The 20,381-nt window shown below is 61.2% G+C and carries 18 protein-coding genes and 1 tRNA gene; 10 read left to right on the forward strand and 9 right to left on the reverse strand.

All coding sequences use genetic code 11. The annotated features are described in order from the left end of the window. Positions 1 to 375: 375 nt before the first annotated feature. The 5 genes from AC1DD5_RS04290 to AC1DD5_RS04310 all read left to right on the forward strand — a co-directional run bounded on the left by AC1DD5_RS04290 (position 376) and on the right by AC1DD5_RS04310 (position 5,802). Positions 376 to 1,728 carry a hemolysin family protein gene (locus AC1DD5_RS04290; RefSeq protein WP_442018850.1) on the forward strand — a complete coding sequence of 451 codons (1,353 nt, stop codon included), beginning with the start codon at positions 376 to 378 and terminating at the stop codon, positions 1,726 to 1,728. Then, on the forward strand, positions 1,725 to 2,798 hold the full coding sequence (locus tag AC1DD5_RS04295) for a hemolysin family protein (RefSeq protein ID WP_477518314.1): 1,074 nt from the start codon (positions 1,725 to 1,727) through the stop codon (positions 2,796 to 2,798). Before AC1DD5_RS04290 ends, AC1DD5_RS04295 begins: the two co-directional genes overlap by 4 nt. Before the next feature lie 157 nt (positions 2,799 to 2,955). Continuing rightward, complete coding sequence (locus tag AC1DD5_RS04300) at positions 2,956 to 3,906, forward strand: metal ABC transporter solute-binding protein, Zn/Mn family (RefSeq protein WP_477520745.1); 951 nt, start codon at positions 2,956 to 2,958, stop codon at positions 3,904 to 3,906. Positions 3,907 to 4,077: 171 nt separating this feature from the next. Continuing rightward, positions 4,078 to 4,911, forward strand: coding sequence for a metal ABC transporter ATP-binding protein (locus tag AC1DD5_RS04305; RefSeq protein ID WP_442018853.1), 834 nt, complete (start codon positions 4,078 to 4,080; stop codon positions 4,909 to 4,911). After that, a complete protein-coding gene (locus AC1DD5_RS04310; protein WP_477518316.1) occupies positions 4,912 to 5,802 on the forward strand; it encodes a metal ABC transporter permease in 891 nt (296 codons plus the stop codon). Here AC1DD5_RS04310 and AC1DD5_RS04315 read toward each other — a convergent pair. Continuing rightward, complete coding sequence (locus AC1DD5_RS04315; protein ID WP_442003823.1) at positions 5,799 to 6,266, reverse strand: Fur family transcriptional regulator; 468 nt, start codon at positions 6,264 to 6,266, stop codon at positions 5,799 to 5,801. The genes AC1DD5_RS04310 and AC1DD5_RS04315 overlap by 4 nt on opposite strands. A gap of 94 nt (positions 6,267 to 6,360) precedes the next feature. Here AC1DD5_RS04315 and AC1DD5_RS04320 point away from each other — a divergent pair, with 94 nt between their 5' ends. Then, the gene (locus AC1DD5_RS04320) at positions 6,361 to 7,038 is read left to right on the forward strand and encodes an MBL fold metallo-hydrolase (RefSeq protein ID WP_477518317.1); all 678 of its coding nucleotides are present in this window, start codon (positions 6,361 to 6,363) and stop codon (positions 7,036 to 7,038) included. Here the strand turns inward: AC1DD5_RS04320 and AC1DD5_RS04325 are convergent. After that, positions 7,035 to 8,117 (reverse strand): PLP-dependent cysteine synthase family protein, encoded by a 1,083-nt coding sequence (locus AC1DD5_RS04325; protein WP_477520672.1) that lies wholly within the window; start codon positions 8,115 to 8,117, stop codon positions 7,035 to 7,037. The genes AC1DD5_RS04320 and AC1DD5_RS04325 overlap by 4 nt on opposite strands. Positions 8,118 to 8,214: 97 nt before the next feature. Here AC1DD5_RS04325 and AC1DD5_RS04330 point away from each other — a divergent pair, with 97 nt between their 5' ends. From AC1DD5_RS04330 to AC1DD5_RS04340, 3 genes are read left to right on the forward strand one after another with little or no spacing between them, the layout of a single operon-like run. Further along, the gene (locus AC1DD5_RS04330; RefSeq protein ID WP_477518319.1) at positions 8,215 to 9,144 is read left to right on the forward strand and encodes a sulfurtransferase; all 930 of its coding nucleotides are present in this window, start codon (positions 8,215 to 8,217) and stop codon (positions 9,142 to 9,144) included. Beyond that, entirely contained in the window at positions 9,141 to 10,313 is a 1,173-nt protein-coding gene (locus tag AC1DD5_RS04335) for an NAD(P)-dependent alcohol dehydrogenase (protein WP_477518320.1), read from the forward strand. Before AC1DD5_RS04330 ends, AC1DD5_RS04335 begins: the two co-directional genes overlap by 4 nt. After that, the gene (locus AC1DD5_RS04340) at positions 10,310 to 10,738 is read left to right on the forward strand and encodes an HIT family protein (protein WP_442018858.1); all 429 of its coding nucleotides are present in this window, start codon (positions 10,310 to 10,312) and stop codon (positions 10,736 to 10,738) included. The genes AC1DD5_RS04335 and AC1DD5_RS04340 overlap by 4 nt, the downstream gene beginning before the upstream one ends. 3 nt (positions 10,739 to 10,741) lie before the next feature. Here the strand turns inward: AC1DD5_RS04340 and hrpA are convergent, their stop codons facing one another. Then, positions 10,742 to 14,737, reverse strand: coding sequence for an ATP-dependent RNA helicase HrpA (gene hrpA, locus AC1DD5_RS04345; RefSeq protein ID WP_477518321.1), 3,996 nt, complete (start codon positions 14,735 to 14,737; stop codon positions 10,742 to 10,744). Between the two features lie 229 nt (positions 14,738 to 14,966). Next, entirely contained in the window at positions 14,967 to 15,137 is a 171-nt protein-coding gene (locus AC1DD5_RS04350; RefSeq protein WP_477518322.1) for a hypothetical protein, read from the reverse strand. A gap of 81 nt (positions 15,138 to 15,218) precedes the next feature. On the opposite strand from AC1DD5_RS04350, the gene AC1DD5_RS04355 reads away from it, so the two are divergent. Then, positions 15,219 to 16,187 (forward strand): GlxA family transcriptional regulator, encoded by a 969-nt coding sequence (locus AC1DD5_RS04355; protein WP_442003831.1) that lies wholly within the window; start codon positions 15,219 to 15,221, stop codon positions 16,185 to 16,187. 12 nt (positions 16,188 to 16,199) lie between these two features. Here AC1DD5_RS04355 and AC1DD5_RS04360 read toward each other — a convergent pair whose 3' ends face one another. The 5 genes from AC1DD5_RS04360 to AC1DD5_RS04380 all read right to left on the reverse strand — a co-directional run bounded on the left by AC1DD5_RS04360 (position 16,200) and on the right by AC1DD5_RS04380 (position 20,379). Next, the gene (locus AC1DD5_RS04360) at positions 16,200 to 16,502 is read right to left on the reverse strand and encodes a protealysin inhibitor emfourin (RefSeq protein WP_477518323.1); all 303 of its coding nucleotides are present in this window, start codon (positions 16,500 to 16,502) and stop codon (positions 16,200 to 16,202) included. Between the two features lie 83 nt (positions 16,503 to 16,585). Continuing rightward, positions 16,586 to 17,602, reverse strand: a complete 1,017-nt coding sequence (locus tag AC1DD5_RS04365) for a M4 family metallopeptidase (RefSeq protein ID WP_477518365.1) — start codon at positions 17,600 to 17,602, stop codon at positions 16,586 to 16,588. A 208-nt stretch (positions 17,603 to 17,810) separates the two neighbouring features. Continuing rightward, a tRNA-Arg gene (locus AC1DD5_RS04370) sits at positions 17,811 to 17,883 on the reverse strand. Between the two features lie 121 nt (positions 17,884 to 18,004). Next, positions 18,005 to 19,507 carry an FAD-dependent oxidoreductase gene (locus AC1DD5_RS04375; RefSeq protein ID WP_477518324.1) on the reverse strand — a complete coding sequence of 501 codons (1,503 nt, stop codon included), beginning with the start codon at positions 19,505 to 19,507 and terminating at the stop codon, positions 18,005 to 18,007. Continuing rightward, positions 19,504 to 20,379: an FAD:protein FMN transferase gene (locus AC1DD5_RS04380; protein ID WP_477518325.1), complete on the reverse strand. Its 876-nt coding sequence runs from the start codon at positions 20,377 to 20,379 to the stop codon at positions 19,504 to 19,506. Before AC1DD5_RS04380 ends, AC1DD5_RS04375 begins: the two co-directional genes overlap by 4 nt. Positions 20,380 to 20,381 lie beyond the last annotated feature (2 nt).

Consider the following 20,381-nt stretch of genomic DNA (forward strand, 5'->3'; position numbering starts at 1 on the left):
AGGATCGTTGGTTAACTGCCAATAGTGGTGACCTAAATCATGTTGAGGCCGACGTAATGCTCCGGCGCTCCATTTCCCGGGGGGGAGGGACCGCTGCATGGGCCCGCGGAACCTGCCCTGTAGACTGAAACCCTTATGGACAGTAAATCTAGGTGCCGGCCTGGGAGCTGTCGGGGGAGCCGATCAGGCAACTCCGCACAGCGCACCCCTCGAGCCGGCAATACCCGTTCACATGCCCATCACGCGCCGGCGTTCCAAGCCGGTGGCGCCACGGACCATGCGTCTGCGGCACCCGATCAGCCTCCGCCTGGGCGAATCTCTCCCTCGAGGGCAAGTTCCGCACTGCAAGCGCCTGCCCTTGGAGGGAAGCGCTAAGTGGAATGGTTTCTCCTCCTTGCCGGCTTTGCCCTGATTCTTGGCACCGGCTTCTTTGTAGCAGTTGAGTTTTCCCTCGTTGCCCTGGACCAGGCGAGCGTTCAGCGCGCAGTAGACAACGGTGATCACGGCGCAGCTCCGCTGCTGAAATGCTTGAAGTCCCTGTCCACGCAGCTTTCCAGCTGCCAACTTGGCATTACGCTGACCACGCTCCTGACGGGTTTCGTGATGGAGCCCTCTGTGGGACAGCTCCTGGTGGGGCCCCTGGGCCTCCTTGGCCTCACCCCGGAAGTCGCACATTCCATAGCACTTGTTCTCGCAATGGCTTTCGCCACTCTGCTGTCGATGCTCCTGGGCGAGCTGGTGCCCAAGAACATGGCGATCGCCCTTGCTTTCCCGCTGGGCAGGAAGCTTGCCCGTCCGCAACTGATTTTCACGGCCATCTTCAAGCCCGCCATCGTCGTGTTGAACGGCTTCTCCAACAAGGTATTGAACTTGTTTGGGCTTGAAGCGAAAGAGGAAATCTCGGGGGCACGGACTCCTGCCGAGCTGGCTTCACTTGTCCGGCGTTCCGCGGAGCTCGGCACACTGGATGCAGGCACAGCAAACTTTGTGGCGCGAACCCTGAATTTCTCTGGCCGCACTGCGGCGGATGTCATGACGCCGCGCATCCGGATGGAAACGATTGACGCTGATCAACCTGTGAGCGACATCCTCGACGCCGCACGGCGGACTGGATACTCCCGTTTCCCGGTGATCGGTGACTCGGCCGACGACATCCGTGGGGTGGTCCATATTAAGAAAGCAGTTGCCGTGCCCGCAGATCGCCGGGCGAAGCTTCAGGCCGGGGCAATCATGACGGATGTGCTTCGCGTTCCCGAGACCATCCATTTGGATGCCCTCCTCTCCGAACTGCGCGAAGGAAACCTGCAACTGGCTGTGGTTCTGGATGAATATGGTGGCACTGCCGGGATCGCAACCCTCGAAGACCTGGTTGAGGAGATCGTTGGGGAGGTCTCCGACGAACACGACAAGGTCCGCCCGGGCCTCTTGCAGAGCGCATCCGGCGACTGGTACTTCCCTGGACTGCTGAGGCCGGATGAGGTATCCGAGCAAATCCCCAACCTGACTGTCCCCGACGAGCCTGCTTACGAAACTGTTGGTGGCTACGTGATGAGCAAGCTTGGTCGTATCGCGAAGGTGGGTGATGTGGTGGAGGCCGGGGGCGGCACGCTGACCGTGACCAGGATGGATGGTCGGAGAATTGACCGGATCTGCTTCCGCCACATTGAGGAAGATGAAGCGGCCGTTGAGGACACGCAGAATGATCGCCATGAAGCAGGTGCCGTATGAGTGACTGGGCAGGAATTGCCTGGCTCGTGGTTCTTTTGATCGGCAATGCTTTCTTCGTGGGTGCCGAATTTGCGATCATGTCCGCACGCCGCAGCCAGATTGAGCCTTTGGCGCAAGCTGGGTCAAAGCGGGCGCAAACTACGTTGCGGGCCATGGAAAGTGTGTCCCTGATGCTGGCCTGCGCCCAGCTGGGCATCACCGTGTGCTCGCTCTTGATTCTCCAGGTTGCCGAGCCGGCTATCCATCACTTGTTGGCGGAGCCGCTTGAGATGGTTGGCGTTCCGATGGAGTTGGCGGATGTCATCGCCTTTGCGATTGCGCTCCTCTTTGTCACGTTCCTGCATGTGACGTTCGGAGAGATGGTCCCCAAGAACATCTCGGTGTCCGTAGCGGACAAGGCGGCCCTGCTGTTGGCGCCGCCGCTGGTGTTTATCGGCCGCGTGGTCAAACCAGTGATCTGGACCCTTAACTGGCTTGCGAACCACATCCTCCGATTGATGCGGATCGAGCCGAAGGACGAAGTGTCATCTTCGTTCACCCTTGAGGAAGTCCAGTCGATTGTGCAGGAATCCACACGGCACGGCCTGGTGGACGATGACGCTGGTTTGCTCAGTGGTGCCTTGGAGTTCTCCGAACATACGGCGTCGCACATCATGGTTCCGTTGGACAAGCTGGTGGTGCTGAGGACAGCGTCGACTCCCGTCGAGTTGGAAAAGGCGGTCAGCCGTACCGGCTTCTCTCGCTTCCCCATGGTGGACGACGACGGCGAACTCGCCGGGTACCTGCACGTCAAGGACATCCTCTCCATACCTGAGGAGGGTCGCCGCCATCCGATTGCCGAGGGGCGGATCCGTTCCCTGGCGAACCTCTCCCCGGAGGATGAGATTGAGCAGGCGATGTCTGTGATGCAGCGGACAGGATCGCACCTGGCCCGCGTGGTTGGACCAGGCGGCGCGACACAGGGCGTTTTGTTCCTTGAGGACGTGATCGAGCAATTGGTGGGCGAGATCCGGGATGCTACGCAGGCCACGGGGATACGGCGCCTTGGCGGTCCGCAGACTCAGCAATAGCGGAAAGTTGAAGCTTGCGCCGGCCTCGGTGGTCGGCGCAAGCCCATCCTAAATAGGAATCATTCCCATTTAGGGCTAAGCTGAAACCCAACCAATAAATGTTTTTGATTCTCATTTGAGTAGATCCGAGGTTTCCGTGCGTCGTTCCGTCGCCCGCATGTCGTTGGCCGCTTCTGCAGGCCTTGCCGCCCTGTTGCTTTCATCCTGTTCCGGTAGCGCCGGGGCAGGAACCCCGTCGTCATCGACAGGAGCCATTGAAGTGGTGACCTCCACGAATGTTTACGGGGACGTCGTGAAGGCCATTGGCGGGGACAAGGTCAACGTGAACGCGATCATCACCAAGACGAGCCAGGACCCGCATTCCTACGAAGCCAGTGCGCAAGACAAACTGGTCATCTCCAAAGCCAAGCTCGTGGTGGAGAACGGCGGAGGCTATGACGAATTCCTCCACAAAATTGCCGATGAGACAAAGGTTGGCCACGAAAATATGATCAGCGCCGTTGAGGTCTCGGGGTTGGCTCCCGAAGAGGAAAGCCACAGCGAAGGCGCGTCCTCCGAAGAGGGCCACAATCATGACCACGGTGAATTCAACGAGCACGTCTGGTACAGCCTGGACACGATGGGCAAATTCGCCGACGCGGTTGCCAGCAAGCTCAGCAGGCTGGATGCGGCATCGGCATCGACGTTTACAACCAACGCGAACACTTTCAAGGCGAAGCTGACCGAGCTCAACGGGAAGCTTGCTGCCCTCAAGGAAGCCAACGACCACGCTCCCGTGGCGATCACCGAGCCCGTTCCTTTGTACCTGCTGGCAGCGGCCGGACTGGAGAACAAGACTCCGGAGGCCTACAGCGCAGCGATTGAAGAGGGAATCGATGTGCCGGCGTCGGTCCTGAAGGAAACGACAGACCTGGTGGGCTCCGGAGGTGTCCGGCTGCTGGCGTACAACGAACAGACGGAAGGGCCGCAGACCGAGTCCGTAAAGCGGGCTGCCGGGACTGCGGGCGTGCCGGTAGTGAACTTCACTGAGACCCTGCCGGAGGGCAAGGACTACGTGCAGTGGATGACAGACAACGTGGAATCGATCTCGTCAGCACTCAAGAAGTAGATTTCCTCACCTCCCCTGCGGTGGGGGCCCTGTTGGCGTCCTAAGATATTCAGGATGGCTGCGGGGCCCTCTGTCTCTTACCAGCACAGAATCCCGCACCAGCAAGGACTCCTGTACCAGCTCAGGCATCAAACGTAAGGCGCCGCCACTAGTTGCGTTCGCCAGCAACGCATGAATCGAGGACAACTTTTGACACCCGTAGTGAGCCTCCGCGGAGCGAGCCTTCAGTTCGGCAAGAGGACACTCTGGCGCGATCTTGATCTCGACATAAATCCGGGGGAGTTCTTTGCCGTCCTCGGCCCCAATGGCAGCGGCAAGACCAGCTTCCTGAAGGTCCTCCTGGGGCTTCAGGAATTGAAGTCAGGAACGGTTGCCTTGGGTGGGCATCCGGTGGAGCGGGGAAGCAAGCGGATCGGTTACATTCCTCAACAAAAGTCCTTCGCGCCGGATACGCCTTTACGTGCACGAGACCTGGTAGGGCTCGGCATTGACGGCCACCGGTGGGGTATGCGGCTGGCCTCAAGGAAGGTAAACCAGCGGATCGATGAACTGCTGGAGCTGGTGGGAGCCTCGGACTACGCGAAAGTGCCTGTGGGGCAGTTGTCTGGTGGAGAGCAACAACGGCTTCGAGTGGCCCAAGCCCTGGCCACGGAACCTCAGGTATTCCTTTGTGATGAACCGTTGCTGTCCTTGGACCTGCATCATCAGCAGGGCGTCAGTTCACTCATCAACGAACAATGCCATGCCCGGAACAGTGCCGTCGTTTTCGTAACGCACGAAATCAATCCCGTGATCGACTACGTTGATCGCGTGCTCTACCTGGCCGGCGGCCATTTCCGTGTGGGGACGCCACAGGAAGTCATGACTACTGAAGTTTTGTCCGAGCTGTACAACAGCCATGTGGAGGTCATCCACACCAACGGAAGGATCGTCGTCGTCGGGCTTCCGGACGCGACCACGCACTTCCATGACGACGCGCACGCGGCAGCTGGGCAGGAGTTCTAAATGGACCTCAATGGAATCCTGCAGACCATCTTTAACTTTGAGAACTACGGCGAATTGCTGGTGCTGGTTCAAAACTCCATTTGGGCCGGGGCTGTCCTGGGACTTCTTGGCGGACTCGTTGGCACGTTCGTGATGAAGCGGGACCTGGCGTTCGCCGTCCATGGCATCTCTGAGCTGTCCTTTGCAGGTGCGGCTTTTGCCCTGCTGATCGGTGCCGATATCATTTTCGGCTCGCTGATCGGTTCAGTCGCTGCGGCAGTGCTGCTGGGATTCATGGGTGTCAGGGCGCGGGACAAGAACTCGATCATTGGCGTCATCATGCCGTTCGGGCTAGGCCTGGGCATCTTGTTCCTTGCCCTCTACGAGGGCCGGGCCGCGAATAAATTCGGCTTGCTCACCGGCCAGATCGTTTCCGTGGACACCGTCCAGCTTCAGGCACTCGCGGGTACCGCGATCCTGGTGATGATTGCCCTCGTAGCGATCTGGCGCCCGCTCAGTTTTGCCAGCGTGGACCCTGAAATGGCTGAAGCGCGTGGTGTTCCCGTTCGCGGCTTGGCGATAGGCTTCATGGTGCTGCTGGGGGTCAGTGTGGCTTTGTCCATCCAGATCGTGGGTGCACTGCTGGTTTTGGCGCTGCTCATCACACCGGCCGCTGCCGCACTCAGGGTTACCACTTCACCACGCCTGGTGGTGCTTTTGAGTGTTGTGTTCGCGATCGCTGCCACGGTGGGTGGAATTCTGCTTGCCCTTGGCAGCCGCATACCCATCAGCCCCTATGTCACCACGTTGTCATTCCTTATTTACGTAGTGTGCCGGGTAATCGGGCGGGTGCGGGCCAACCGTGGCCTCAACGGCCGCGTATCACGGGAGCAGCCAGCCGGCGCTCTCTAGAGCTTTCCCGCGGCCTTCTTGGCTGTACATTCAGGACACAGTCCAAAGATCTCCACAGTGTGCGCCACCTCGGTGAAGCCATGCTCAGCGGCTGTTCGGGCCGCCCAGGTCTCAACCGCCGGGGCTTCAACTTCCACAGCTTTGCCGCAGTTCCGGCAAAGCAAATGGTGGTGGTGTCCGGTGACGGTGCAGCGTCGGTAGACGGCTTCGCCCTCCCCGTTGCGCAGGACATCAATGAGTCCATCATCGGCAAGTGACTGCAGGATGCGGTAGGCAGTGGCAAGGGATACGGAGATGCCCTTGTTCTGCAGAAGGCGGTACAGTTCCTGGGTGCTGACGAAGTCGTCCAATTCATCCAGCGCTGCGCTGACGGCCAGACGTTGCTTGGTGACGCGCTGCTCCTTGATGCCTGTCACGGCCGGCGAGGCTGGGCCGGTCGTGGCGGAATTGGTGCCTTGTGGCATTGAAAGACTCACTTCCCTGGAAACGCTGGCAAACCCCAATTTTACCAGCAGGGGAGGCTTGGAAACTGTCAGTGGCCGCCCCTAGGCTGTCACCATGAAGCTCACCAAGTTCACGCATGCCTGTATCCGGCTCGAAAAAGACGGGCGGGTCCTGGTCATCGATCCGGGCACGTTCTCTGAGGCCGAAGAAGCGTTGGCAGGTGCGCATGCTGTCCTTGTAACCCATGAGCACAACGACCATATTGATCGGCCGGCCGTGCTGGCGGCCCTGCGCAGCAACTCTTCGCTTGAGGTCTATGCGCCATTAGGTGTTGCAAAGTCCCTCATCGATGGAGCAGGAGTGGACGCAGCTGGATCCGAAACGTTGGCCAATCGCATCCATACGGTCGAACCGGGGTCCGATTTCGAGGCAGCGGGGTTCCCGGTGCGAACTTTCGGCGGCCAGCATGCCATTATCCATGCCCAGATTCCCGTGGTGTCCAACATCGGCTACCTTGTGGATGGGAACGTCTTCCACCCCGGTGATTCATTCGTGGTTCCGGACGGTATCGACGTCCAGACGCTGCTGGTGCCCATCCATGCGCCATGGTCCAAAGTGGGGGAAGTGGTGGATTTTGTCATCTCTGTGCGCGCGCCCCAAGCGTTCCCTGTCCATGACGGCCTGCTTAACGAGCTGGGCCGGGGGATCGTGGAAGGCCATGTCACACGGATCGGTGCCCGATACGGAACTACGTACACGCGACTCGCGCCCCATGAGTCAGTAGAGGTTTAAGCGGTCCACGCACCGGTTTCGTGGAAGCGGTCCAGGACCGCTTCGTACGGCGCGGGGTCCAGTCCTTTGCTGGCCAGCCAATCCGCGTCGTTATAGCTGCCGACGTAGCGCTCGCCGCCGTCGCACATGAGGGAGACGACGCTTCCCTTTCGCCCTTCCGAGACCATCTTGGCCACGAGTTGCCAGACGCCCCAAAGGTTGGTGCCCGTAGAGGGCCCCGCGTGCAATCCCGTGAGCTTACGCAGGTGTCGCATGGCCGCCACAGAGGCGGCGTCCGGGACTTGGATCATGTGGTCGATGACAGCCGGGACGAAGCTCGGCTCCGCGCGGGGACGGCCGATGCCTTCGATCCGGGACGGCAAACCCGTGGCGGCGGCAGCGTTGCCATCCCGCCATGCCGGGTAGAACGCAGAGTTCTCCGGGTCCACCACTGCGAGGCCGGTGCTGTGCCTGTTGTATCGCAGGTAGCGACCTATGGTCGCGCTCGTGCCGCCGGTTCCTGCGCCCACAACGATCCACTCGGGAACAGGATGCTCTTCCAGGGAGAGTTGCTGGAAGATTGATTCAGCGATGTTGTTGTTGCCCCTCCAGTCCGTGGCGCGCTCGGCGAAGGTGAACTGGTCCATGTAGTAGCCCCCGGAGGTTTTCGCTGTCTCCTCCGCCACGGCGTATACCTCTGAAGCGTGGTTCACCAAAAGGCAGGCGCCCCCGAATTCCTCGATGAGGGCGATCTTTTCCGGGCTGGTGGTCTTGGTCATGACAGCGATGAACGGCAAACCAATGAGCCGGGCGAAGTATGCTTCGGAGACCGCGGTGCTGCCACTGGAGGCTTCGACAATAGTGGTTCCCTCCGTGATCCAGCCGTTGACCAGGCCGTACAGGAACAGGGAACGGGCCAGGCGATGTTTGAGGCTGCCTGATCGGTGCGTCGACTCATCCTTGAGATAGAGCTGAACGCCCCAATGCTCGGGCAGGGGGACGGCGTAGAGGTGCGTATCCGCCGAACGATTGTTCTCAGCTTCGATCTTGCGGATGGCCTCGCTGGCCCAAACCCTGTCCTGAATGCACGAATTGCTCACCGGACAAGCCTACCGGCGGGGTGTGGAACGCAAGACTAGGCTGGAAGACCGGCATGGGTAGCAGAGCGCCCGCGCAGGCTTACCTGAAGGAGAGCAGATGACCATTCTGATGGACGCATCCGAAGTACACCGGCGGCTCGCGGCGGGGGAGCGCACGGTACTCCTTGACGTGCGCTGGGTCCTGGGCAGGACGGACGGGCACAGCCAATACTTGGAAGGCCACCTGCCAGGGGCGGTTTTCGTTGACCTGCCCAGCGAACTTGCGGACCACGCACAGCCTGCCCTGGGCCGGCATCCCCTTCCCTCAGTTGAAGGCTTCCAGCTTGCCGCGCGACGCTGGGGGATCAACGACGGCGACACCGTGGTCGCTTACGACAACAGCGGCAGTATGGCCGCGGCCCGCGCTTGGTGGATGCTGAGGAATGCGGGCGTGGAAACCGTCTACCTGCTCGACGGCGGACTGGCCGCCTGGCGTGCGGCAGGTCACCCTGTGGAGGCAGGCGAGGTGACGCCCGCGGTCGGGAATGTCACCTTGGCCGACGGCAAAATGCCAACGATCAATGAGGAGGAAGCTGCGCACTGGCATGAGCAGGGCGTACTGCTGGATGCGCGGGCCGGGGAACGTTACAGGGGCGAAATCGAACCGATTGACCCCCGCGCCGGACACATACCCGGCGCTGTCAGCGCACCGACCACCGAAAACCTCACCGCTGAAGGCAGGTTCCTTTCGGCGGAGGAACTGCGCAGGCGCTTTGCTGGCTTGGGAGCGGATGGCCCGGGCAACGTTGCCGTCTACTGCGGATCCGGCGTCACGGCTGCGCACCAGGTTGCTGCCCTGGAAATTGCGGGATACACCGCGGCACTCTTCCCTGGGTCATTCTCGCAATGGTCAAACAATGACACGAATCCCGTGGCCGTTGGGAGTGAACCATTCGAGGACGAACATGTAGGGAACGTTGGGGATGCTCCTGGCGCCCACGGGCAAACTGGCACGAGCACCGCTGCCGGGAGTAGCGTCGGATCATGACCCCTGGACGTCCCGTGCCCCCGCCGCTAGCGAAGCCAATTCCCAAAGACACAGCGAAGCCTGTTCCTGGGCAATCATCTGAACCGGCAGGTTCCACACTCGCGGCGGCGTTTGGCGCCACGTCCCCGGACAGCGGATTGGTACCGCTGACTGTGGCGCGCCGCGCGCCCAAGGAAGACGATGTAGAGATCGCGATCGAGTTTTGCGGTCTGTGCCACTCCGATGTTCATGCGACACGTGGCGAATGGCGTTTGCCACCCTATCCGCTGGTTCCGGGCCATGAGATCGTCGGCCGGGTAACGCGGGTGGGTGCTGCTGTGCAGAATTTCGCTCCGGGTGACCGCGTTGGTGTTGGCTGCCTGGTGGATTCCTGCCGGGAATGCGAGAGCTGCCTGGACGGACTGGAGCAGTACTGCGAGCGGGGAAATGTTGGCACGTACGGAGTTGCGGACCCGCGCAATGGCGACGCAATAACCCAGGGCGGATATTCGACGTCGGTGGTGGTTGACCGGCGCTTCGTGCTGCGTATCCCTGAAGCCCTGGACGCCGCAGCAGCCGCCCCACTGTTATGCGCCGGGATCACCACGTATTCGCCGTTGAGGTATTTCGACGTCGAAGAGGGAGATTCGGTGGGAGTAGTGGGGCTGGGCGGGTTAGGCCACATGGCTGTCAAGATCGCGAAGGCCATGGGCGCCGAGGTCACTGTGTTTACCACTTCTGAAGCGAAGTTCGACGCCGCACGGGAACTGGGGGCGGACCAGGTGGTGCTGTCCAGGGACGCCGAGGCAATGGCGGCTGCGAACCGCAGCATCGATGTCATCATTGACACCGTTGCAGCCCCGCATGACCTCAACCCCTACTTCCGCACGCTGCGGCTTGATGGGGCCCTTTTCCAGCTTGGGCTCCCCGCCGAAGACATGCCGCCTGTCAGCCCGGGGCTGCTTATCCGCCGTCGCCTGGCCTATGCAGGTTCGCTGATTGGTGGGATCGAGGAAACCCAGGAAATGCTTGATTTCTGCGCCGCGCATGGAGTTGCCAGCGACATCGAGATCGTAGGGGCAGACCAACTTAACGAAGCGTACGACCGCATGGTGGCCGGCGACGTAAAGTACCGATTCGTGCTGGACACCTCAACACTTCAGGAACCGTCAGAAAGGGCAGATGCATGAGCACGCTGTTCACCAAAATCATCAATGGGGAAATCCCGGGCCGTTTCGTATGGAAGGACGAGGACGTTGTGGCCTTCCTGACAATCGCTCCGATCACGCCGGGACACACACTGGTGGTGCCTCGTGAGGAAGTGGATTCCTGGACGCACGCCAGCCCGGAGCTTTTGGCCAAGGTCATGGACGTTGCCCAGAGGATCGGCAAGGTCCAGGAAGAGCTTTTCAGCGCCAAGCGCGTGGGTGTCCTGATGGAAGGCTTCGAGGTGGACCACTTGCACGTGCACATCTGGCCCGCCTATTCGATGGCGGACTTTGAGGTCCACAACGTGGACCATAACCCGGATCCTGCCGTCATGGATGCTACGGCTGTGAAGCTCCGCGCGGCCTTGCGGGCTGCCGGCCACGGGGACTTCGTACCTGAAGACTAACCGTCAGGCCGGCGCCAAGGCCTGGTTCAGCACCGTTCGGATGCGCTTCTCGGAAACAGAGTGGGCCGTGCCCAACTCGACGGCGAACAGGCTTACACGCAGTTCCTCGATCATCCAGCGCACCCGTGTTAATTCCGCACCTGCCCTGCGTCCGGGGAGCAACGCTGACACTGCGTCGTCGTAGTCGTCCTCCAGCGCCTGGACGATAGCCATATTCAATCCGTCGCGCTGAACGTTGCCAGGAAGCTTCTCCAGCCGCTTCTCTATCGCCTGCAAGTACCGTGGAAGCTGGCTCAGCTGCGCGTAGCCCGTCTGTGCCACAAAGCCCGGAAAGACCAACTGCTCCAGTTGGCTTTTCATGTCATTGAGGGCGCTGATGAGTGGCAGGCTGGCACTGGACTTCAGCTGCTTCTGGATCCGGCGGGTGCTCGCCAGGATGCGTTCGACGACGGCCGTCACTGTAAATACGGTATCGATCAGCTCTGCACGGACTACTTCATACAACGCATCGAAGGCTTCCTTATCCCAAGGCAGTGCCTCCGGGGTCAGTTTGTCGATGGCGGCGAGGGCACAGTCAGCGATCAGAGCACTTACCGAGCCGTGCGGGTTCTGGCTGAACGTCAGCTTTTCGGTGTTGCTGAGATGCTCCAGCACGTACCGGTCCGGTGAGGGAATCCGAAGTGCCAGGAGTCGGATTACGCCACCACGCATGGCCGCTTCCTGCTCCTGCTGGCTTTGGAACACGCGCAGGGCCACAGAGGTACCCTCATCCACAATCGCTGGGTAGCCAGTCACTGCGTGGCCCCTGACCGTTCGGGTAACTTGGCGTTGCACGGTCCCGAAGTCCCATTCGGTGATACCAGTACGTTCGGCCACGGCTCCTTGGGCTGGGTCGGCACTGGCGCGAACGTCAGGGCTGCTGGCGCTCCCTGCCGCGGAACCTGCGGTCTTGCCGTTTGAGGTCCCGGGGGCTCCGGTTCTTGTGCCGCTCTTGCCGCGGGCCGTCGTCGTGGGTGTTGCACCGAGCGATTCGGCGATTGCCCGTCGCGTGGCAGGGGCCAGTTGTTCTTGTAGTTGGGCAAGGTCCTTGCCTTCGTCCAGGACCTTGCCGTTGCTGTCCACTACCTTGAAGCTCACGCGAAGGTGGGGAGGCACTGCCTCCCAGTTCCATGATCCTGATGGGATGACGTGTCCACGGAGCCGGCGAAGAACCAGTTCCAAGGAGGACTCGAGTTCGTCAACGGCGGGATCGAAGTCTCTTTCCAAGGCCTCCGTAGCCTGACGGGCGACGTCAGGGGCAGGCACAAAGTTCTTCCGAACCTGCTTAGGCAGGGATTTGATAAGCGCTGTGACCAGGTCTACGCGTTGTCCCGGAATCTGCCACCGGAACGGTGCGTCGTCCAGTTGGTTCAGGAACAACACAGGAACTTCAGCGGTGACACCGTCTGAAGGATTCGGAGCAGACCCCGGAGCCACAGGATGGAACTCGTAGCTCAGCGGAAGTTCGAAGCCCTTGTGCAGCCACGTCTTGGGGTAGGCAGAGTCATCAAGGGCCTCGGCGTCCTCGCTCATCAAAAGCGACTGATCAAAGTCCAGCAGCGTTGGATCGGTTTGGCGGGCATCCTTCCACCATTTATCGAAATGCCGTTCGGACACGACGTCCGTGCCCACCCGGGCGTCATAGAACTCGAAGAGGGTCTGATCGTCCACCAGGATGTCCCGCCGGCGCATTCTGGTCTCAAGCTCTTCGATCTCCTGCAGGAGCGCGCGGTTGCGGTGGAAGAATTTGTGATGGGTCTTCCACTCGCCTTCCACCAGCGCGTGGCGGATGAAGAGTTCACGGGACAATTCCGGATCGATGCGGCCGTAGTTGACCCGCCGGTTCGGGATGATGGGCACGCCGTACAGCGTGACTTTCTCGTGGGCCATGACGGCCCCCTGCCGGGAGGACCAATGGGGCTCGCTGTAGGAGCGCTTCACGAGGTCCGGGGCTACCTGCTCCACCCACAAGGGATCGAACTTTGCCGCCACTCGTGCCCACAAGCGGCTGGTTTCCACCAGCTCGGCGGCCATGACGAACGCCGGCGATTTCTTGAACAAGGCAGAGCCGGGGAAGATCGCGAAGCGGCTGCCGCGTGCACCGGCGTATTCGCGCTTGCGCTCATCAAGAAGGCCGACGTGGCTCAGCAATCCTGACAGCAGGCTGATGTGGATTCCCTCGTTGTTGCCTACGGGATCAGCTTCACGCTTGTTGTCCAGCGTGATACCCAAGGGCTTGGCGAGTTGGCGGAGTTGGGTGAAGAGGTCCTGCCACTCCCTGACACGCAGGTAGTTGATGAACTCATTGCGGCACAGCCGCCGGAACTGCGTTGAGGACAGCTCGCGTTGCTTTTCCTGGATGTAGTTCCAGAGGTTGAGGAAGCCAGTGAAGTCCGAGTTCTCATCGCGGAATCGGGCATGCTTCTCAGCAGCGAGCTGCTGCTTGTCGGTCGGCCGTTCGCGAGGATCCTGGATGGTAAGGGCTGCTGCCAGGATCATCACTTCGCGGACGCAACCGCGTTTGCCGGCTTCGACAATCATGCGGCCGAGCCTTGGGTCGACGGGCAGCTGGGCCAGCTTCTGCCCGACGGTGGTGAGGCCACCGCCGCTGCTGCGGTTATCGCGGGGATCCTTGGACGCAGGCGTGCTCGAAGTAGCCGGGCTGAGGGCGCCAAGTTCGCGAAGGAGGGTGACGCCGTCGTTAATGGCGCGTGAATCAGGCGGTTCGACGAACGGGAAGTTCTCAACATCCTTGGGACCGCGGGCAACGCCCATGGCCGTCATCTGCAGAATGACCGCGGCCAGGTTGGTCCGCAGGATTTCCGGATCCGTGAACTGTGGACGGGACTCAAAGTCTTCTTCTGAGTACAGGCGGATGGCGATGCCCTCGGAAACGCGGCCACACCGCCCGGAACGCTGGTTGGCTGACGCCTGGGATACACGTTCGATCGGCAGGCGCTGGACCTTGGTCCGGTGTGAGTACCGCGAGATGCGGGCCGTGCCGGTGTCGATCACGTATTTGATGCCGGGGACAGTCAGCGAAGTTTCCGCCACGTTGGTGGCGAGGATGATGCGACGCTTTCCACCCGGATTGAATACGCGGTGCTGCTCTTGCAGGCTCAACCTGGCAAAGAGGGGCAGGACTTCCGTACCTGCCAGGCGCCGGTTGGTCTGGATGCGGCCATTGATGGCCTCGGCGGCGTCGCGGATTTCCCGCTCGCCGGAGAAGAACACGAGAATATCGCCCGGTGCTTCCTTGGCCAGTTCATCAACCGCGTCACAGACCGCATCCAACGGATCCCGGTCCTCTTCCAGTTCGTCATCGGAACCGTCCTCGTCGGACCCGGCAGGCTGTGACAAGGGCCGGTACCGGACCTCTACCGGGTAGGTGCGGCCGGAAACCTCGATGATGGGGGCTGGGGATTCCTCCGTGCCAAAGTGCTTGGCGAAGCGTTCAGGATCGATCGTGGCCGAGGTGATGATAATTTTCAGGTCCGGCCGCTGGGGGAGGACCCGCTTGAGGTAGCCCAGGATGAAGTCGATGTTCAGGCTGCGTTCGTGGGCTTCGTCAATGATGATCGTGCTGTACTTGCGCAGGAGTTTGTCCCGTTGGATCTCTGCCAGGAGGATGCCATCGGTCATGAGCTTGATCTTGGTCGATGCGCTGACCTCGCCAGTGAACCGGACCTGGAATCCAACTTCCTGGCCGATCTCGACGTCCAACTCGGACGCGATGCGCTCCGCAACAGTCCTGGCCGCCAGTCGTCGCGGCTGCGTGTGACCGATCAGGCCTTTGTCGCCCAGGCCCAGTTCCAAGCACATCTTGGGGATCTGCGTGGTCTTGCCCGAGCCGGTTTCGCCGGCAATGATGGTCACCTGGTTTGCGGCGATCGCCGCCATCAGATCCTCGCGGCGCTCGGATACCGGCAGCTCAGCGGGGTAGGAAATATGAAGTGTCATGGCTGCTGCCAGTCTACTGTGGCTTCCCGTCAACGTCCGCTGTCCCTGTCACATGTCCGCAAGCCTCACCGCTGCCCGCGCTGCCCGCCAAGCGAGCTACTGCAAGCCGCGCGCGCAGTGGCGCAGGCATAGGGACGCCCGTCGTTCAGAAAATCCTGGTGGATTCCGTGAAGGACGGGCGTCGGATGGACAGGCCTTGGCTGACTGCTTTCAGTGGGCTGGCGGGCGGCTAGTAGATGCGGGGGTTCCAGTAGGGAGTGCTCGGAGCGTCGAAGGCGCTCCAAGGTTCCTTGGAGTTGATGGGTGGGTTGTGGCCGCGTCCGTCGTTCAGGAGGGCGGTCACGGTGGCTGCGACGGCGGTGATAAGGACGATGAATAAGATAATCCCGAAGATTTCCATGCCTTCAGTCTTCTCCTGGCGGCAGCCAAGAAACAGTGGCAGAAATGCCCCATTTAGACAATTTTCTGCCACACTGGAGATATGTTGAAATCAGTAGCCGTCATTGTTGTCCCTGACTTCTCCATCTTTGAGTTCGGCACTGCCTTTGAAGTCTTCGGCATCGACAGATCCGACCGCGGCGCAGGCGTTCCCGCTTTCGACTTCAGGGTTTGCGCGCCGGAGCCAGGAGACATCCGCATGAAGTCCGGGCTCTCGCTGCATGTCAACCACGGCCTGGAAGCCGCGGCCGATGCCGACCTGGTGATCATGGCGCCCTTCGGCAGGGACCAGGAGATCCCCGAGCCTGTCCTGGATGCACTCCGAGCCGCTCACGCCAGGGGCGCCTGGGTGATGTCCATTTGCTCCGGCGCTTACGCCTTGGCGCGGGCCGGGCTGCTTGATGGGCGCCGGTGCACCACCCACTGGCACTATTCCCAGGATCTGGCGAGTCGCTACCCTGCAGCAGTGGTGGATGAGAACGTCCTCTATGTACAGGACGGAACCATCATTACCAGCGCAGGAACTGCCGCCGGAATCGATGCATGCCTCCATCTTGTACGTGTAGAGCTGGGAGCCAACGTAGCTGCCGCGATCGCGCGCGACATGGTAGTCCCGCCCCATCGCGACGGCGGCCAAGCCCAGTTCATTGACCGGCCAATGCCGCGCTGTGGTTCAGCGCCCATGGAGGAACTCCTGCGATGGATGGTTGAACACCTCGACGAAGAACACAGTGTCAACGAGTTGGCTGCGCGGCTGCATATGTCGCCCAGGACATTCGCACGCCGCTTCAGGGCCGAAACGGGGACCACACCTGCGGCTTGGTTGAACTCACAGCGTGTCCTGAGGGCACAGGAACTCCTGGAGTCCACGGAGCTGAATATCGACGAGATTGCGCGGGAAGCAGGATTCGGGCATTCGGTCCTGCTGCGCCACCATTTCACGAAGGTGTTGGACACGAGCCCGCAGAGCTACAGAAGGGCTTTCCGCGGGCAGCTGGCCGAGGCGATCTAGCAACTAATCTTTCTAACGGCGGGCCCCCAGGCGGCCACGCGACTCGGAACCTTCAGCCTTGGCACACTCCACCAGTTCCTGCCAAGGCCCGGTGACCGCGCGCTCGGGTAGCGTCGCCCGCCGTTGACCTGCCCTGATGGAGTACATGAACCGATCCGGTTCGTTGACAGTTCTGGCCTGGCTCTTCGCTTCGTCCCATGGACATGCCTCAACGATCGGCATCCAGCGCTCTTTGTCGTCATCCGAGACTGCCTCCACGCTCCAGATGCGTGTCGTCGCGGCTACGCCCCCGCTGCGCTGGACGGTGATTTTCATGACCGGCTACTTCTCGTTTGACGTACTGGCGGCAAGCCAACGACGACGGGACTGCCCGGGGCCGGACGGTCCCGTCGACTGGTCTAAACCTTGACCTTCACAGTCTCCCATGCCTTCAGGACGGCGTCATGCTCTACTGAGCCAACGCCAAAGAGTTCTTCGGCGGTAGCCGCAGTGGTCTTGGCGAACTTGCCAAAGGTACAAGCTGGCGGCAGCGACCCGCTGGTGAGTGTGCCATACCAGATCTGCCCTGGCACACCCCATGCATTGCCGCCCAACTCCGCGGCAACAAGGTAGAACGCCCTGTTGGGGATGCCCGAATTGATGTGTACGCCACCGTTGTCGGCACTGGTCCGAACGTATGTGTCCATCGAGTCCGGCTGCGGGTCCTTACCCAGGATGTCGTCATCATAAGCGGTGCCCGGGGCCTTCATCGAGCGCAAGGCGGCACCTTGGACCTTGTCGGTAAAAAGGCCCTCCCCGATCAGCCAGCTTGCTTGCTCGGTGGTCTCCTTCTTGAAGTATTGCTCCACGAGTACACCGAAGACGTCCGACAAGGACTCGTTCAAGGCGCCTGCCTGGTTGCGGTAATTGAGCCCGGCCGTGAACTGTGTGACCCCATGAGCGAGTTCGTGGCCAATGACACTGACGGACTTGGTGAAGCGCTGGAAAATCTCCCCGTCGCCGTCCCCGAAGACCATCTGTTTTCCGTCCCAAAAGGCATTGTCGTACAGATTGCCGTAATGAACGGTGGCGTCCAGCGCCAGGCCGGCACCGTCGATGGAATCCCGGCCGAAGATCTCTGCATACAGTCGGTGCGTACTCCCCAAGCCGTCATAGGCCTCATCGGCAGCGGCGTCCCCAACAGGAGCAGTTCCTTCCTGGCGGACCAAGCGGCCGGGCAGGTTTTCCGAGGTGTCGGCATCGTAAATGGTGCGCTTTGGCGGGCCGGGCTTTGCCGCAACTGCACTGGGGGGAACGGAGGGTGCCGGCGCCGCGCGAACCGCCTGGAGATCCTTGATGTGCAGGAGTGACTCCTTCGCGGCACGGGCAACAGCCCAAAGCCGTGGTTCACTCTGGGCGGCAATCCTTCGAAGCATGTAAGGCGGAACGATTGAACAAATCACGGCAACCCCTTTGGCTCTTGGCGACTGGCAACTGTGATCAGCCTAGGAGTGGGGGATGACAATTTTGGGGTGTTCGCCCGGCAAGCCCTGAATTGATAGTGGCGACCCGGGTAGCGGCGGCTGGATTGGGCGTTGGAACACAAAAAATACCCCGCCAGTTGGACTGGCGGGGTATCGTGTGTGCCCTCGATAGGATTCGAACCTACGGCCTTCTGCTCCGGAGGCAGACGCTCTATCCCCTGAGCTACGAGGGCATCCGGGGTTCCCTCCGTTGCCGGTGGGACGTCCTAGAGCTTAGCAGCCACCGCGCCCCAAATGAAAACCCGGCCATGATCTTTAGCGCCCTGCACCTTAGGGTCCACCGGTACCTGCAGCTCAGTACCCCGCAAACGAGTCAACATGTACCCGCCGCGCACCTGCGCCGCGCGCCGCGGCACGCAGGGAATCCACGCTCGCCGGGGAACCGGAGACGTAAACCTCGCGGGCCTCGATGTCCGGTACCAGCTCCTTCAGGCGCTGTGCATCGATCCGGGAAGTACCGGCGTCGTGCATGAAATCGGGGGGAGTGGAGCCGTCCGCAAGCCGGGCGATCACTTTTGCCCCCGATGCCTCCAATTGCTCACACGCGGCTAGTTCATCTCGCCCCTGGGCAAGGTAAAGGACCATGGTGTCGCGGGGTGCGGCGTCGGACGCAAGGTGGGAAAGAAAGGGAGTGATGCCAATACCTGCGGCAATCAGCAAGACCGGCTTGGCGGCGTCGCGCGGGAGCACGAAGTCTCCGCCAACGGCTGTGGCGGAGATCATGTCACCAGGCTTTAGCGCCAACAACGTCTTCTTGGCAGTGGACAAGGGCTCGGCAGTTCCGACGCCGAAGGTTACTTCTGGAGCACCCGGGGCGCTGGTGATGCTGAAGACACGGCGGCGGCCTTTGCCATCTGACCCCGAATGCGGAAGGTTCAGCTCCATGAATTGACCCGCCGCGTAGCGGACTGGGCGCCTTGGCTCGAAGCGGAACTCCCTGGTCCCCGGCGTTAGGGCCCGGGATCCCTTGAACGTCAGTTCCACGCGGCCCCGCTGGCCCAGGAAGAAAGCGATGAGGTTCCCCACCAGGAGCGCGAGCTCAGGGGAATTGGCCACGAAGCCAAAGTTGTACGGAACCGCAAAGACAACACCGACGACGCCGGCAAGCGCCAATTGCTGCCAACGGCGTGGGGGGAGCGTGAGCGGCTCGGTAAGCATGAAGCCGACAAAGAAGAGCAGGGGGCGCTGAGCCAACGGCTGCCAAAGGGCCTGCCCGAGGGTCATGCCGCGGCCCAACAATTCGACACAGACGATGCTGGTGGCCACCAGCAGGAAAACTGTTGCCATCAGCATTTTGCGTGTGCGGTACAGGACAGCCAGGACGCCGGGAACGAGGAGCCACAACATGGCAGGGGTTGCAGCCCACCACGTAGCTATGTTCAGTCCGGTCAAGCCCGTGATGAAAGCCCCTGCGGCCGCAGGGTTGAAAATGTGGCGCCCACGGAAAGCCAAAGCATACTTCGACGCGCTGGCCAGGACACAAGCCAAAGCAACACCCAGCATGTCAGTGGGGACGAATGTGGGCCAGAACAGGAAATACAGGAGCAAGCCGGAGATGAGTGAAGACTCCGAATGTGGCGTGGTTCGGAAAAGCAAGGCCAGCAGGCGGTTCGATCCATAGGTAAGTCCCAGGCACAGGCATACGTGAACCAGCATCTGTGGCAGGCCGAACGTCAGCCACCCCAAGACGTTCAGAAGCAGGCTGTAGGCCACCAGTACCCCGAGAACCCACAAAATCAAGCGGTACATGGTGAAGCGGCCCAACCAAGTGTCCAATCGCGACTTCATGGCATTCATGTGAACAGTCTCCCCTCAAAGCCAGCCGAAAATGTGGCAGTCCCATTCGAAAACACCCGGAGCCAGGAAAAATCGAACTCAGCCTCGAGGGCAGCCGGCTCCACCATGAAGAGTGCCGTAGCCAAGGCATCTGCCACCATCGCGCTCGCGGCCATGGTCCACGTGGCCACGGTGGTTTGGATTGGTTGCCCCGTGATTCCGTCCAGTACATGGTGCAGCCCGTCGCCCCAGGCGCGCCGGTTGGAGGCGGAAGCGCAGAGGGCCGAATTGTCCAATTCCACAGTGCCGATTGCCTGCTTAGGGTTATAAGGATGCTCCAAGGCCACAGTGACGGGCATGCTTCCGGCATGCAGCATGTCGCCGCTGCCATCCACCAGGAAGTCAACATAGCCGGTCGAGCGGAGGACTTCAGCGAGCAGGTCCACGAGCTGTCCTTTTCCTGCGGCGCCGATGTCCAATACGAGCGGGACCTTGCCCGACACCGTGGTTCCCGACCATTCAAGGACGTCGTCTTCCCACTTGGCTGCGCCCTCAGGGGCTCCTGAAGGAACCAGGGAGTAGCCGGCATCGTAACCAAGACGGTTCAAACTGCTGCCGATCAGGGGTGTCATGGAGCCTCCACTGAGCCGGTACAGGGCCTCGTAGACGTCATGGAGGGCCACAGAGTGCCCGGGCAGGGAAATGCTGCCGGGGCCGCGCTGCAGAGCGGACACCAGGGAATCAGGCCTGAACCGCGAATACGTGTGGTCGTAATCCGCCACCGTTCCAAGCAGTTGGCGCTGCACATCCGGCGCAAGCGTCGACGACGTCGAGATCTCCCAGTGCGTACCGATCCCTTCGAAGCTAAAGCGGCTCCAGCCCGGATGCGGCATGA

Source organism: Paenarthrobacter sp. 10L420 (assembly GCF_056395385.1).

What these genes read in the sequence shown, in the direction of transcription:
- AC1DD5_RS04295 (WP_477518314.1), top strand. Translation starts at nt 1,725, where the DNA reads ATGAGTGACTGGGCAGGAATTGCCTGGCTCGTGGTTCTTTTGATCGGC.
- AC1DD5_RS04300 (WP_477520745.1), top strand. Translation starts at nt 2,956, where the DNA reads ATGTCGTTGGCCGCTTCTGCAGGCCTTGCCGCCCTGTTGCTTTCATCC.
- AC1DD5_RS04305 (WP_442018853.1), top strand. Translation starts at nt 4,078, where the DNA reads ATGAATCGAGGACAACTTTTGACACCCGTAGTGAGCCTCCGCGGAGCG.
- AC1DD5_RS04310 (WP_477518316.1), top strand. Translation starts at nt 4,912, where the DNA reads ATGGACCTCAATGGAATCCTGCAGACCATCTTTAACTTTGAGAACTAC.
- AC1DD5_RS04315 (WP_442003823.1), bottom strand. Translation starts at nt 6,266, where the DNA reads ATGCCACAAGGCACCAATTCCGCCACGACCGGCCCAGCCTCGCCGGCC.
- AC1DD5_RS04320 (WP_477518317.1), top strand. Translation starts at nt 6,361, where the DNA reads ATGAAGCTCACCAAGTTCACGCATGCCTGTATCCGGCTCGAAAAAGAC.
- AC1DD5_RS04330 (WP_477518319.1), top strand. Translation starts at nt 8,215, where the DNA reads ATGACCATTCTGATGGACGCATCCGAAGTACACCGGCGGCTCGCGGCG.
- AC1DD5_RS04335 (WP_477518320.1), top strand. Translation starts at nt 9,141, where the DNA reads ATGACCCCTGGACGTCCCGTGCCCCCGCCGCTAGCGAAGCCAATTCCC.
- AC1DD5_RS04340 (WP_442018858.1), top strand. Translation starts at nt 10,310, where the DNA reads ATGAGCACGCTGTTCACCAAAATCATCAATGGGGAAATCCCGGGCCGT.
- hrpA (WP_477518321.1), bottom strand. Translation starts at nt 14,737, where the DNA reads ATGACACTTCATATTTCCTACCCCGCTGAGCTGCCGGTATCCGAGCGC.
- AC1DD5_RS04350 (WP_477518322.1), bottom strand. Translation starts at nt 15,137, where the DNA reads ATGGAAATCTTCGGGATTATCTTATTCATCGTCCTTATCACCGCCGTC.
- AC1DD5_RS04355 (WP_442003831.1), top strand. Translation starts at nt 15,219, where the DNA reads ATGTTGAAATCAGTAGCCGTCATTGTTGTCCCTGACTTCTCCATCTTT.
- AC1DD5_RS04360 (WP_477518323.1), bottom strand. Translation starts at nt 16,502, where the DNA reads ATGAAAATCACCGTCCAGCGCAGCGGGGGCGTAGCCGCGACGACACGC.
- AC1DD5_RS04365 (WP_477518365.1), bottom strand. Translation starts at nt 17,602, where the DNA reads ATGCTTCGAAGGATTGCCGCCCAGAGTGAACCACGGCTTTGGGCTGTT.
- AC1DD5_RS04375 (WP_477518324.1), bottom strand. Translation starts at nt 19,507, where the DNA reads ATGAATGCCATGAAGTCGCGATTGGACACTTGGTTGGGCCGCTTCACC.
- AC1DD5_RS04380 (WP_477518325.1), bottom strand. Translation starts at nt 20,379, where the DNA reads ATGCCGCATCCGGGCTGGAGCCGCTTTAGCTTCGAAGGGATCGGTACG.